The organism is Peribacillus sp. NPDC101480, assembly GCF_050277335.1.
GTDB lineage: Bacteria > Bacillota > Bacilli > Bacillales > DSM-1321 > Peribacillus.
Map to the genome: position 1 here is coordinate 302571 of NZ_JBNNSB010000002.1, position 13843 is coordinate 316413.

The window sequence follows — 13843 nt, forward strand, 5'->3', positions numbered from 1 at the left end:
TAGTGAACTTTGCAGAGCCATGGTTAATCCTATAACGGGGAGTCAAGCAATGGCCCCGATCATTAACGCGTGTAAAGGGGGCGTAAAAAAGACTGTCCATGAATGATTCACGGACAGCCTGGGTGCTGCCAAAGGACTTAGTTTCAACACTTATAATTGAGCATGGAGATAACATTGAGGAAAGCTGGAAGGACCAAATTGGAATTGCCCTCTTCCATATCCATTCATTATTTAAAATGCAGCAAAACTTCATTTATTAAATGTGCTGCCAATGTTACGGTTTTATTATTTTCGTCCAACGAAGGATTCACTTCCGAAATGTCAAAGGAGAGGATTTTTTCATTCGATACGATATGCCTAATAATCGCACGTACCAATTTCGGATTCAGTCCAAACGGCGATGGAGCACTCACCCCAGGTGCATATGCTGAATCAATGACGTCCGTACATAATGTAAGCATAATGTAGTCATTTTTATTAACGAATTCATTTATCCGCCGCTTTGTTTCATCCATTTCGTTCAATGACAAATCTTCTTCCAATATGTAGTCTACCTTACTCCTCTCAGCGGTTTCAAAAAGTGCCTTTGTATTCCCCTGCTTCTGAATTCCGACACATAAATATCCACAACTTTGGTCTTCGTCCAAAATCTGCTTAAACATCGTTCCTGATGAACTTTCTTTTTCATAGGGCCTCATATCAAAGTGCGCGTCAATATTAATGATCCCCAATCTAGCTTTTGGTCCAATGGATTTCCTAATCCCAAGATAATGGCCATACAGGGTTTCGTGCCCTCCCCCAAGTATGATAGGAATCGCTTTAGTCTCCAATATCCGGTCAACAGTCGATCCCAGTTCGAATTGGGCGGCCTCCATTTCCGTACTTTCACATATTACATCGCCAGCATCCACCAGCTCGGTTTGGGACGGTAAATGACAGGGTAATTTCGCCAAGTATTGCCTAATATGATCAGGACCCTCTGCAGCACCAATCCTGCCTTTATTCCTTCTGACGCCTTCATCACATTTGAAGCCAATCAACCCAAAGGTCTTTGATGCATTGGAAGAGATGGCTAATTCCGATATCGGAGCCAACCGTACTCTTTGGTGGTATCTGAAGCTGTCCATGTCAGATTGGGAATCAATTCTTCCATTCCAATATTTTGAAGTCGGATTAGTATACATAATTTCTCCTTTATTTAAAAAATTCCGAAATATCTTTTTTAAAAATTATAGATGAGATAATATATAATTACCAATACAAAAATTCAATATATCTATAGTTTAAAGCTATAGAAAGGAGCATAAATGGATATTCGTCAACTTCGGTATTTCACTACCACCGTCCAGGAAAAGAATTTCTCAAAAGCGGCAAAAATGCTGCATATATCACAACCTTCCCTAAGTAATGCCATAATGAAATTAGAAAATGAAGTTAGTTTACAGCTTTTGGAACGTAATACAAGGGGTCTTGAGCTTACGGAAGCAGGGGGTCTTTTTTATACGAGATCTGTTGACCTGTTAAGAAGATTCGATAATTTGCAAGTGGAACTTAAGGAAATGAAGGATGTTGGAAGCGGAACAGTATCTATAGGTTCCATAGAATCATTCAAATTTTGGTTTCCGAAGATAATCAGGAATTTTAAAATCAATTATCCTAATATTCATATAAAAGTAAGGGAAATATTAGGGGAAGAGAAAGTTTTCGATTCGTTAAATCGGTATAATGTTCATTTCACCATCACGAACCAGCCCATCAATAACGATGAAATTCTGTCCACTCCCCTTTATAATGAAAAATTCATGCTTTTGATCCATAAAGATGACGAGTTAAATGAAAAAGAGTCCATCACTTTCCAAGACATTGCAAAGAAAGAATTGATCATCAGTACAACTGGATTTCAAACAAGAGATGATATCTTAAGAGCATTTAAGGGTGAAAATGCAATTCCAAATATCCTATACGAAATAGAAAGGCTTGAAACAGCTTGCAGTTTGGTGGAAGAAGGGCTTGGGGTTACAATTTTACCGGAAAGCTATATAAAATCCGCTGCAACACGCAATACTGCAATTCGTGCAATAGATTCGAATTCTTTGGAAAGGACTGTTTACCTGGCCTATTTGAAAGATCGATATCTGTCTCCTGCAGTATGTAAGTTAGTAGAGGAAATACATAGCTTTTTTAAGTGGGATGTTAGGAACGATGCCTAAATGCTGATTCTCTAATTTAATGGAAAAGACACCCTGGCTCATTGTGATTCACTATATAAAGAAAACACTTTAGACTTCCTGCCAATGAGCTAGGTTTCCCGCTCATATTTGCAGGAGGTTCATGTGTTTTCACTATCCATCCGTATTGTTTTTCCTCACTAATTAATAACGTCCTAACGCTCACACTTCCACGCCAAGTAAAATACTTGTTCAATAAAAATTCATTATAGCGATTTTTATGAAGTCCTTATTCCCTCTGCTTCACATCGCAAGTTATAAAAATACTGGATAATTTCCTTTTCATTTAGGATAGATTTTTCAAGACCCTGTAACTTACGCATCCCAACTCTTCTATCTATCAGAGAAAGAATCTTTATAATCATATCATCTGATTTTAAGGAAATTTCTATTGGTAAATTAAAATATTCTTCCACCGCATTTATTTGCTTAATTCAATTTTTGAATTTTTACTATCAATTCACCTAACGTCATTCTGAATCCCTCTAACAAACGTTATTTTCATTCGTTTGTTTCAATCACATATCAAAAGAGAATGTGAACATAACCTAAATATAAAAAATATAATCCTCCGGCAAGACTCTTTTTAAGAACCTCTTCGTTCTTTCTTCTTTTGGATTCACAAAAATTTCTTTAGGCGATCCCTCTTCCACTATGACACCTGCATCCATAAAAATCACTCTGTTTGCAACATCCTTTGCAAAAGACATTTCATGCGTGACAACTAACATCGTAGTTCCTTCATTGGCAATTTGCTTCATCACCGTCAGTACTTCACCGACCAATTCCGGGTCCAATGCCGAAGTTGGTTCGTCAAATAAAATTATGTCAGGGTTTAAAGCAACCGCTCTCGCAATGCCCACCCTTTGCTGCTGCCCGCCTGAGAGTTCACTAGGGTAAGCACCATATTTTTCCGACAAGCCTACTTTATCCAATGCTTTTTTACCAATCTCGTATGCTTCTGCTTTCGCAATCTTCCTTCCAATAACCAGTCCTTCCGTCACATTTTCCAATGCCGTTTTATTAGTGAAAAGATTATAATTTTGAAAAACAAAGGCTATCTTCTGCCTTATTCCATGAATCACTTTTTTAGATGCCGTTTTAAGACTTACATCAATATCACCAAAAACGGCATGTCCTTGATCTGCTTTTTCAAGAAAGTTAATGCAGCGGAGTAAAGTTGTCTTACCTGAACCACTTGGACCCAGAATTACCACCACATCCCCCTTGTCTATATTTAAATCCACACCTTTTAAAATCTCATTCTCACCGAATGATTTATGAATATTTTTAATTTCTAGCATTTAGGCCACACCTCCTCATTTCAGATACTAACGGCTTTAAACCTGCTTACTCGTTTTTCATACCTTTTAAACAAGTATTCCACCAAACTACATAAAATTAGGTAAACAAGAAAGATATCAATATATGCTTCAACATAATTGTAGCCAACATTGGCAGCTACCTTGGCTTTTAAAGTGATTTCCTGCAATGACAAAGCATAACCTAATGATGTCGCTTTAATCAGATTGACTGTCGCTGTACATATATTCGGTAATGCCACTACCAATGTCTGTGGAATGATAATTCTTCTAAATGCTTGCACAGTTGTTAATCCGACAGCATATGAAGCTTCAAGTTGCCCCTTGCTCACTGTGCTAATTGCCGAACGAAACACCTCTGTGAGAATAGCTGTCGTATTCAACGAGAAAACAATGAATGCGTACCATATCGGATTTACATCGTATACATTCATTTCGACAGCATACTTTTCAAATATAGAAGTCAGCATTAAAGGCACACTGCTATATATAATGAAAATTTGGATAATGACGGGCGTTCCTCTGACAAATGAAACGTATATCTGTGCTAAGCGATTCAATACCGGGATTTGATTAATTCTTGATAAAGCAAGTAAAAACCCTAATGGCAAGGCAATAATCAAAGCAACAATTGTAATGAATAATGCGGTCGGCACCCCCGATAACGCTACAAAAAAGGTTTCCACTAAAAACCTATAATCCAGACCTTCTGACATTCTGTCACCCCTCTATGCAGTTGTTATCACTTGTTTTCCTTTACTGAATGCCTTTTCCAATCTTAAGAACAGTTGTTCAATGGCAATCGACAATGTCCAGTAAATAACCGCCAATGCAAGATAAATTTCTAATGCATGTGTGTTATAGTTCCCGGCGATTATAAGCTCTGCCTTCCCCATGATATCTATCAAGCCAATCGTATATGCTAAAGACCCTTCTTTCATTAATTCAAGTAAGCTGTTACCGAAGTTTGGTAATGCGACTACGAAAGCCTGGGGTAAAATAATTCTCCGGTAAGCTTGCGTATTGCTTAATCCAACGCTTACTGCCGCTTCAAATTGCCCTCTATCAATAGATTCAAGCGATGTTCTGATCACTTCTGACATCGCAGCCGCAAATTGAAGCGAAAAGGTTATGACTACAAATACTGCTTTATCAATATCATTAAGATTTATGCCAAATTTCCCTGCAATTGCAGGTATACCATAATAAGTCAAAAAAAGCAGAACTATAGAGGGCGTACATCTCAATACCGTTGTATATCCATAGGCAATTTTCCTGGCGATTTTACTATTTCCAAGTTTCATGACTGCTAAGATGAAACCTATGATTGTCCCGAACAAGACCGATAGACCCGTAACGATTAATGTTACTTTTAGAAAGGGAACTAACATTGGTACCGACTCTACTATGTAAGCTAAATCAAAGTATTTTTCCATGTTTCACCTCCATCTGCTTTCATTGAAGATTCGAATTTTCAAATCCAATCATTCTATTGAAGGCCAGTACCTAGAAACTTGCCATCTCTTAAAATACCAGAGTTATCCAAGAAAACCCATATTAAGAAAATGACAAGTCATAGCCTATTGATTGACATTTTAATTCTTGTTTTACTAAGGACTTCGTTATCTCTCTACAGTTCCCAAAACTTCGAATAAATCCCGGCCATAAAACTTTTCGCTTAACTCATTCGTCTTCTTTTCGTCTTTAATTTTTTTAATCGCTTCATCATAAGCATCTGCGAATTTTTGTTCTTTTTTGTTGAATAATGGCCAGGTTTTAATGACTGCAAATTCATTGTAAACTAGATCATCCACTAAATTATGATAGGGGCCATCGTCGGCCACTTGCTTCTTAAAAGCTCCCTCGATCGCTATTCCACCGTCGACACGGCCTTCATTTACCCATTGAATTACATCTACAGTGAAGGCATCTCCGGCTTTCAATTTCACCTTATTGTCCGGATTGGCCTGATTATACTCATCAACGATCGTGTATTGAGCGTTATTTGCTGCGATTGGTGCTAAGGAGAAGCCCTCTGAAGCAAAGTCCTTGAGATTTTTGATCTTTGAATTTTCTTTCTTTAAAACAAGGCCCGCACTGCTTAATCCAAGGAATTCTTTAGGAAAGATGAACTTCTCAGTCCTTTCCTCTGTCCAGAAAGCATTTTTAACCCCCACTTGATATTTACCTTGTTCAATGCCTACTAACAGGTCATCGCTTGATGTGCCAATATATTCGAATTCGTATGCCGGTAGTAATTCATCAACCAATTTCATAACTTCCACATCATATCCAGTTGGATTTCCCTTCTCATCCAGCCAAGACATAGGTTTTGACGCTTGGTCATATGCTACTTTTACCTTTCGGACACCTGAAGTGCTACCTGAATTTGCATCGGCTTCATTACTCGTTGATGTACCTGATCCGCACCCCGCTAATATGGTGACAAACGCTAAACCGATAGTTAAAACATGGCGAAATTTTTTATTTTTCATAGTGAATCCCCTTTCGTTTTACGATGTTTTTTTACTTGCATTTGTATTTCCTGAAATTCAAAGGAAATACATACATCACCTTCACCACTCAATACCAACTATTTAGGTAGGTTAAGTAAGTTATTTAGTTATAAACATAATAGATGGATACTTTTGTAAAGTCAATGTGTATATTTAAAATTTTCAAGCAACTGCACACACCTGTTTTATTAAAATAGTTGTAGTTATATGAAAATACAAGAGTCTTTCCGGAGGCATCATTTATCTGCAAGCCCTTAATTTCCTTGACAACTAAACACACCTTAATTATCATTTAAACCAATAAGATTAATAGGAATTGAAATAAAAACAGAAGGTAATAGAAGGAGGGAACCGTGTGATTAACCTATTCATTAAGACGGAGAGTCAAAAAGCGTGGCTGAAAAAATTATATGAAGTAGAATCGAAATTCAAAAATAATTCTGCTCAAATTGATGAATTGGCCTTTTTTCCGAAAGAACATATACAAGATTTAATTCGTATGGGATATACAAGTTCAACTCTTCCCAAATCCTATGGTGGCGGAGGGTTAAAAGTTTATGACATGATTCTCCTTCAAGAAACATTGGCTAGTTTTGATTCAGCGACTGCGCTATCCATTGGTTGGAACCTTGGAGTGATAGGAGATCTTTTTGAACAGGAAAGTTGGACAAAAACGAACTTAGATTTTATTGCTGGGGAAGTTCTAAATGGCGCTTTAGTGAACCGTTCCGTTAGTGAAGCGAAAACTGGCAGTCCGACTCGCGGGGGACGCCCCGGAACGAAGGCAGTCAAAAAGGGAGATTATTGGGTTATTTCCGGACGTAAAACCTATACAACCATGTCCCCTGTTTTAACTTATTTCCTAGTTTCAGCATGGATCGAGGAAAGGCAAAAGGTTGGATTTTTTCTCCTGCATAAAGATTTGGATGGGCTCTACATAGATGAAACATGGGACGTAATTTCAATGAGGGGGACAGGAAGTCATGATTTGGTCCTTAAAGATGTTGAAGTGGATGATTCAAAACTTGTTGAGTTACCTGAAATGCCAAGTGGAAACAGATTCAATGCATGGATCCTTCATATTCCGGCCTGTTACCTTGGCATTGCGCAAGCTGCAAGGGATTACGCCATACACTTTGCCAATACCTATACTCCAAACAGTATAAATGCACCTATCAGCCAGCTGGCTAATGTCCAACAACTGTTAGGAGAAATTGATTTGGAATTAATGAAAGCCAGGCATTTCTTATATAGCGTTGCCGAGGCTTATGATGATGAATCACGAAGAATTCATTTCACAAATGAGCTGGGGGCTGCAAAACATATTGTTACAAACGCAGCCATTACAATTGTCGATAAAGCCATGCGAATAGTCGGTGCAAAAAGCCTTCAACGCAATAATCCTCTACAAAGGCACTATAGGGATGTAAGAGCTGGTTTACACAATCCTCCGATGGACGATGTAACGATAAAGAATTTAGCAAAATTGGCAATTGAACAGACAAAATCCAATTTAAGCGGCCATCCACTTTTGAAATGATCAGATTTGATAAAAGAAACGCTATGAACAATAAATAACCCCTGAATTCTCTTTTCATAGAGAATCCAGGGGTTTTCCATTTTTTGAGTCATACAGAATTCGATTTTATTCTTGGAGCAGGCTGGGCTCCCTCAAGAAAAGAAATTAATTGGTGACACTACCATCATCGTCTGAATCTTCAATATCCGCCGGATCTTTTTCCAATAGTGCAACTTTGTCTTTTTCGTTCCATTTTGCTTTATATCCTAATGATTTTGCGACTTTTAGCACCGGTAAGTAGGATTTTTTATCTGGTTTAAATATTTCTAAATCCACTGTTTCAATTGCACCCAAACCTAGAAGCAATTTGTCTGATTGGATATATGGTTTTCCATCAACCAGTTTCATTTGTTTTGCTGTGTAAGGATAAACGGCTCCATTCACTTTTAAGGTAAAAGGCCCCTTTTTTTCTTCTTTCATTTCTCTTGGCTGTTTCGATTTATAGGAAACCCCATCCACACCGAGAACTGTTCCTTCTCTTGTATTGTCGGCCCCCCCATACATTCTTCCCCTTTCATAATCATAAATAACAGCTTGCACATTTCCGATATGCTGCGGTTTTTCTTCATAAACATGCCCTTTTGCCATTAACTCTAACCTAGTATTTTGATCGATTCCCGGTTCCCATCTAACTGTCGGATAGCCAGCAGAGTAAACACGCGGCGTAAGTATCGCATCTTGAATTGTCATTTGATGATCGATCACATTCATGATCGTTTCAGATACCGATGCTATAATCGTGGCTCCACCTGGTGACCCAATGGCCATGAAAGGGTTGCCATCTTTTAATATGAAGGTCGGTGACATACTGCTTCTTGGTCTTTTTCCTGGTTCCACCTGGTTAACGCCACCCGGTGTGGCATCAAAATCCGTCATTTCATTATTAAGCATGAATCCATAATCAGGTACCATGATACCTGAACCGAATACTTGCTCGATCGTAGTCGTATAAGAAACCATATTTCCCCACTTATCCATTACAGAAAAGTGAGTCGTTTGTCCGATCGGTGTTTTCTCTTCTTTTACCTTCTCCATTGAAACCGGTTCTTGGCCTTCGTACTTCCATGGATCGCCTTCTTTGACATCGGCTGTTGATTTATTTGGATTGATGAGTTTTCTTCTTTCTTTTATATATTCTTCATCTAATAGTCCTTTAGTGGGTACATCATAAAAATCTTCATCTGCCATATAGGCAGCTCGATCGGCAAAAGCCAGGTGCATGGCTTCGGTTAGATGATGAAGATACTCAGGAGAGTTCGCCCCCATCTTTTGCACATCGTATCCTTCCATAAGCTCAAGAATCTGTTGGACAGTCAAGCTGCCTGAACTTGGCGAAGCCGCCCCGACCACTTCAAATCCCCTATATTCCGATTTAATTGGCTCCCTCTCTTTCACCACATAGTTTTCCAAATCTTCAGTTGTCATCGTCCCTTCACGTTTTTGAACTTCTTTCGTGAGGGCTTCCCCGATTTCACCTTTATAAAAAACATTTGAACCTTGTTTTTTTATTAACTTAAGAGTCTTTGCCAGATTAGGCTGAACAAGGGTGTCCCCCTCTTCCAATGGTTTTCCGTTAGGCACAAATACTTTTGCAGCTTCTTCGTTATTTTCTAATTTTTTTACATTTTCATCGATATATTGCGCTGTTATCCAATTGACCTTAACGCCTTTTTCAGCTTGTTTAATGGCCGGGTCCATAACTTGTGATAATTTCAATGTTCCGTATTTTTCTAGGGCTGCTTCCATCCCCTTAAGGGTTCCAGGAACACCAACAGCTTTACCGCTTGTGTGCCGTTTACTGAAAGGTACAGGTTTTCCCTTTTCATCTAAAAATAGTTCTGGCGTAACATTTTGCGGTGCCATTTCGCGGCTATCGATCATCGTAATTTTATTTTCTTTCTTATTATAAATCATGATAAAACCACCGCCGCCGATTCCAGACATCATCGGTTCAACTACATTTAACGATAATTGAATGGCTGCTGCTGCATCGACTGCATTTCCACCTTGTTTTAATATCTTTATGCCCGCTTCAGCCGCTAAAGGGTGGGAAACTGATACGATTCCTTTTGTTGCTCCTTTTTTCATTGAAGTATCCACTCCAGGGACACTTGCAAAAGCTGGTGTGATCATGCAAAAGAAACTGAAAGTAACTAAAATAAAACTTTTTAAAAATTTCATGAATTAGTCTCCTTTCAAATTAAAACCATTTAGGGTCTTACCATAATGCAACTGAAAATACGAGCTGATGAACCTAGTAGGAATATGCTGGTTGTTCTCGATAGAAAAGCAGTCTGCACATTCCGATTGGGCGTTGTGTTCTCAATGATGTTTCACTTCAAAAAATCACCCCCCGAATGGTTCAGCTCTATCATTTACTTTTAGGATCGATGTTCTTAGACTCAATTTTTCTCTATGCTTCGGTTATTTTCCAAGATTTTGGTGCTGTCGTGATTGTCACTTTTCCAAAGGTATTGTAAAGCCAGTAATACGATAAAAGCGGATACCCCAATGATGTCCGATATCGTTTCAGGATAGATTAATAGTAAACCAACTATTATAGCGAGGACTCTTTCTAACCAGTGCATCCCCCTCATCCAGTAACCTATAACACCCGCCCCAATTGCAATCATGCCTGACATTGCTGTAAGTACAACCCAGGCAACCTCCATCCAAGTTGTATCGATCATCAGCATTTGTGGGGAAAGAACAAAAATATATGGAATGATAAATGCAGCGATAGCAAGTTTTGATGACTCAATTCCCGTTTTTATCGGTTCACCGCCTGCCACCCCTGCCGCTGCAAATGCCGCTAAAGCAACTGGAGGAGTAATATCTGCTATAATGCCAAAATAGAAAACGAATAAATGTGCAGATAAATCAGGAACACCAAGCAAAATGATCGCAGGTGCTGCAATCGTCGATGTGATGACATAATTGGCGGTCGTAGGTGAACCCATTCCTAATATAAGTGCCGCTACCATAGTTAGCATCAGTGTTGGAATCAAATATCCACCAGACAAATCGATCAAACCATTAGCCAGCTTCAGCCCTAATCCGGTTTTCGTAACGATTCCTACAATAATGCCTGCTGCTGCGGTTGCAGCTGCAACCGCAAGTGCCGTTCGGGCTCCATCCACCAATGCATAAATGATATCGATGAATTTCATGCGGACATCCTTGTTTATGAAACCTACAAGAACCGAGATAGCAATGGAATACAGGGCTGCATGTGTAACCGTGATATTCAGCATGAGCAATAAAATAATGGCAAGGATTGGTATTAGTAAATAAAATTTGCCGAACACTTCCTTTTTACTTGGCATCTCTTCTTTCGTTAACCCACGCAGCCCAAGTCGTTTCGCTTCAAAATGGGTCATGATCCAAATTCCTGAAAAGTAAAGGATAGCTGGAATCGCAGCCGCCTTTGCTATATCCCAATACGTTATCCCATTCCCAATGAACTCAACCATTAAGAATGCCGCTGCCCCCATTACCGGAGGCATCAATTGACCGCCTGTCGAAGCGGCTGCCTCCACTGCCCCAGCGAATTCCTTCTTATATCCAAGATTTTTCATCATCGGTATCGTGAATGCTCCCGAAGTGACGACATTAGCTACGGAACTTCCGCTAATCGTCCCTTGAAGAGCACTGGAAAAAATCGCAACCTTTGCAGGTCCCCCTATCCTTCTGCCGGCAATGGCGGTTGAAAGATCATTGAAGTATTGACCGACACCTGTTCGGACTAGAAAGGATCCAAACAGTAAAAATAGGAAGATGAATGTCGATGACACCGCTAACGGAGTGCCTAAAATGCCCTCTGTCGAGAAGAACATCGTTTGCACCATCCGTTCCAGAGTCAAACCGCGATGCGCGAGGAATCCTGGCATATATTGTCCAAAAATTCCATAGAAAATGAATATCAAAGCAATGACCATAATGGGAAGCCCCACTGCACGTCTGGTTGCCTCCAAAACCAGGAGAATGGCCATTAAACCAACGGCAAAATCCAATGCGCCCAAACGTCCTACATTCATGACGATATCTTCGAAAAATAAGGGCCAATATGCACCTACCCCGATACTAAGGATCGCTAATATGATATCGTACCAGGCAATTTGAAACTTTCCTTTTTCACGCTTCTTCCGGTTTGCGGGAAATAGTAAAAACACTAAGGAGAGTGCAAACCCTAAATGTATCGTCCGTTGGATTTGTGCTGTAAAAACACCAAAAATGGCAGTATATAATTGGAATAGCGAAAAAGCCAGGAGTCCAAAAAACGCAATGTGGCCCAAGACACCAGTTAATTTCCTAGTCCCGGCTTCCGGATCATATTTTTCCAACAACTCCTGCTGTTCCGCTTCGGTTAAATATTTGATTTTTTCATTATCAGCCACTAATCTTCACTCCCTTCAACTGTTCCCACAATGAAATTCTTTCCGATGAAATCCTGACCCATGTCCCTGGTTTAATGAAGTCTGCCAATGTGTATGTTTTTTCATCATATATTAAACGATGGTTAGCTTTAACTTGTCCTACCCGTAAATCGATATGGGTGAAATTGCGTTTCATATTTTTTATGAAATAGGTACCGTCTTTTTCTTCAAAGACTTCCTCCCCCTCCGCATTAGAAGGCATACCGACTGCAAAATCATGATAAGAAAGTTCAATTTGTTGGATTTGCTTATCCGATAAACGATATGATTCCAAAACATCCGTGAGGTGGATGGAGTGTGTATACTCAATCTTGAATTCTTTTTCTTTTTTCAAAGGAAAGTATGCGATTAATTCCCCTTGGTCCTCAAAGGAAAAGGCAATTACATGCCTGTAAGGAAAAAAGAATAAAAAAGCGATGAGCAGAGGTATACCAAATGCCATGAATCTCTTGAATTTCATAGGTACCCCTTTCAAAACCAGATATCCCATTTAGAAAAAAACGAAGCCGATAGGCCACATAAAGCGAGCTACCGACCCAATGCATTACTTGGAAACACCTTTTTCTTTAAAGTATTTTGCTGCTCCAGGATGAACTTCCATTTCCCCTAATCCTTCTAGGGCAGTTTCTGCTGTAAGGAACTTGCCTTTTGCATGTGTGATTTGATCTGTGTTGTCATAAACAGCTTTAGTCATTTCATAAACTAAATCTTCATCAAGATCCTTTGTAACCACTAACATCGCTTTAACTGCAACTGTTTTTACCTCGGATTTGATTTTGTACGTACCGCTTGGAATTGTATCTTCAGCATAGTATGGATACTTTTTAACCAATGCTTGAATTTTGTCCTCTGCAATTGGCAGGATCATGATATCATTTTGTACGGACAGCGCCTCAACTGCACCTGTTGGTGTTCCGGCAGTAATGAAAGCTGCGTCAATATTTCCTGCTTGAATTCCTTCGGCCGACTCATCGAAGGACAGGTTTTGTCCTTTAATATCTTTCTCAGACAAACCATGAATCTCCAGGATTTGCATGGCATTGATGTATGCACCGGAACCCGGAGCACCTACTGATACCTTTTTACCCTTTAAATCCTCGATTGATTTAATTCCGCTTTTTGCAGTCGTTACAATTTGAACAGTTTCAGGATATAGAGAGCTGATCGCCATTATATTATCAATGGGTTTCCCGTCGAACATTTCTGTTCCTTCAAGTGCATATGCGGCGATATCCGTTTGTGAAAAAGCGATTTCAGCCTCTCCAGCCCTTAACGTTTCCATGTTTTCGGCGGAGGCGCCAGATGTCTGAGGTGTTATGTTCGCTTTTGTTTTATCGGAAATGATTTTTCCAATTTGTCCTCCGAGCGGATAGTATGTACCTCCCGTACCACCAGTCAACAAACTCAAATTTTGGTTTCCGCTGCCCGAGACACCTGTTTTGCTGTCTCCGCAGGCACTGATAATACCGGATACCGTCAAAATCATGACCAATAAAAAGCACTTATGAAATTTTTTCATAAAACTCCCCCCTCATGTGTTTTCATCATCTGCAAAGGATGATAATGTTATTATTCTACCGACTGCCTCACTTTCCCTTTTTTAACAAAATTAGACACATAATCCATAAGCACTAGTAATACATTAAATAGTTTTATAGAAATCAAATCACCAAGCTTAAATGTGTAAAAACACCTATTAAAAACAAGGAAAATCCGCTATCCAATAGTAATATTTTACCTTTTATTACCTATTCTTCCTTTC

At 39.3% G+C, this 13843-nt stretch carries 12 protein-coding genes; 2 read left to right on the plus strand and 10 right to left on the minus strand.

The features are described 5' to 3' along the window. Positions 1–227: 227 nt before the first annotated feature. On the minus strand, positions 228–1184 hold the full coding sequence (gene hutG / locus ACQKMF_RS09070) for a formimidoylglutamase (RefSeq protein ID WP_427572696.1): 957 nt from the start codon (positions 1182–1184) through the stop codon (positions 228–230). A gap of 123 nt (positions 1185–1307) precedes the next feature. On the opposite strand from hutG, the gene ACQKMF_RS09075 reads away from it, so the two are divergent. Beyond that, entirely contained in the window at positions 1308–2210 is a 903-nt protein-coding gene (locus ACQKMF_RS09075; RefSeq protein ID WP_427572698.1) for a LysR family transcriptional regulator, read from the plus strand. A 236-nt stretch (positions 2211–2446) separates the two neighbouring features. Here the strand turns inward: ACQKMF_RS09075 and ACQKMF_RS09080 are convergent, their stop codons facing one another. The 5 genes from ACQKMF_RS09080 to ACQKMF_RS09100 form a co-directional block, all read right to left on the minus strand. Further along, the gene (locus ACQKMF_RS09080; RefSeq protein ID WP_427572700.1) at positions 2447–2644 is read right to left on the minus strand and encodes an SF0329 family protein; all 198 of its coding nucleotides are present in this window, start codon (positions 2642–2644) and stop codon (positions 2447–2449) included. Between the two features lie 132 nt (positions 2645–2776). Continuing rightward, on the minus strand, positions 2777–3532 hold the full coding sequence (locus ACQKMF_RS09085) for an amino acid ABC transporter ATP-binding protein (protein WP_427572702.1): 756 nt from the start codon (positions 3530–3532) through the stop codon (positions 2777–2779). 20 nt (positions 3533–3552) lie between these two features. Then, positions 3553–4266: an amino acid ABC transporter permease gene (locus tag ACQKMF_RS09090; RefSeq protein ID WP_241588817.1), complete on the minus strand. Its 714-nt coding sequence runs from the start codon at positions 4264–4266 to the stop codon at positions 3553–3555. 12 nt (positions 4267–4278) lie between these two features. After that, the gene (locus ACQKMF_RS09095; protein ID WP_101221854.1) at positions 4279–4986 is read right to left on the minus strand and encodes an amino acid ABC transporter permease; all 708 of its coding nucleotides are present in this window, start codon (positions 4984–4986) and stop codon (positions 4279–4281) included. 186 nt (positions 4987–5172) lie between these two features. Then, positions 5173–6045 carry a transporter substrate-binding domain-containing protein gene (locus tag ACQKMF_RS09100; protein ID WP_101221853.1) on the minus strand — a complete coding sequence of 291 codons (873 nt, stop codon included), beginning with the start codon at positions 6043–6045 and terminating at the stop codon, positions 5173–5175. A 376-nt stretch (positions 6046–6421) separates the two neighbouring features. Here ACQKMF_RS09100 and ACQKMF_RS09105 point away from each other — a divergent pair, with 376 nt between their 5' ends. After that, positions 6422–7606: an acyl-CoA dehydrogenase family protein gene (locus ACQKMF_RS09105; protein ID WP_427572705.1), complete on the plus strand. Its 1185-nt coding sequence runs from the start codon at positions 6422–6424 to the stop codon at positions 7604–7606. 144 nt (positions 7607–7750) lie between these two features. Here ACQKMF_RS09105 and ggt read toward each other — a convergent pair whose 3' ends face one another. The 4 genes from ggt to ACQKMF_RS09125 form a co-directional block, all read right to left on the minus strand. After that, positions 7751–9826, minus strand: a complete 2076-nt coding sequence (ggt, locus tag ACQKMF_RS09110; RefSeq protein ID WP_427572707.1) for a gamma-glutamyltransferase — start codon at positions 9824–9826, stop codon at positions 7751–7753. A 221-nt stretch (positions 9827–10047) separates the two neighbouring features. Then, positions 10048–12042: a TRAP transporter permease gene (locus ACQKMF_RS09115; RefSeq protein WP_402942363.1), complete on the minus strand. Its 1995-nt coding sequence runs from the start codon at positions 12040–12042 to the stop codon at positions 10048–10050. Further along, entirely contained in the window at positions 12035–12541 is a 507-nt protein-coding gene (locus tag ACQKMF_RS09120) for a DUF1850 domain-containing protein (protein ID WP_101221849.1), read from the minus strand. The genes ACQKMF_RS09115 and ACQKMF_RS09120 overlap by 8 nt, the downstream gene beginning before the upstream one ends. Before the next feature lie 84 nt (positions 12542–12625). Continuing rightward, the gene (locus ACQKMF_RS09125; RefSeq protein WP_230176425.1) at positions 12626–13600 is read right to left on the minus strand and encodes a TAXI family TRAP transporter solute-binding subunit; all 975 of its coding nucleotides are present in this window, start codon (positions 13598–13600) and stop codon (positions 12626–12628) included. Positions 13601–13843: the final 243 nt, after the last annotated feature.

Coding starts and splice junctions, on each gene's coding strand:
- ACQKMF_RS09120 (WP_101221849.1), bottom strand. CDS start 12,541: ATGAAATTCAAGAGATTCATGGCATTTGGTATACCTCTGCTCATCGCT.
- ggt (WP_427572707.1), bottom strand. CDS start 9,826: ATGAAATTTTTAAAAAGTTTTATTTTAGTTACTTTCAGTTTCTTTTGC.
- ACQKMF_RS09125 (WP_230176425.1), bottom strand. CDS start 13,600: ATGAAAAAATTTCATAAGTGCTTTTTATTGGTCATGATTTTGACGGTA.
- hutG (WP_427572696.1), bottom strand. CDS start 1,184: ATGTATACTAATCCGACTTCAAAATATTGGAATGGAAGAATTGATTCC.
- ACQKMF_RS09085 (WP_427572702.1), bottom strand. CDS start 3,532: ATGCTAGAAATTAAAAATATTCATAAATCATTCGGTGAGAATGAGATT.
- ACQKMF_RS09095 (WP_101221854.1), bottom strand. CDS start 4,986: ATGGAAAAATACTTTGATTTAGCTTACATAGTAGAGTCGGTACCAATG.
- ACQKMF_RS09075 (WP_427572698.1), top strand. CDS start 1,308: ATGGATATTCGTCAACTTCGGTATTTCACTACCACCGTCCAGGAAAAG.
- ACQKMF_RS09100 (WP_101221853.1), bottom strand. CDS start 6,045: ATGAAAAATAAAAAATTTCGCCATGTTTTAACTATCGGTTTAGCGTTT.
- ACQKMF_RS09090 (WP_241588817.1), bottom strand. CDS start 4,266: ATGTCAGAAGGTCTGGATTATAGGTTTTTAGTGGAAACCTTTTTTGTA.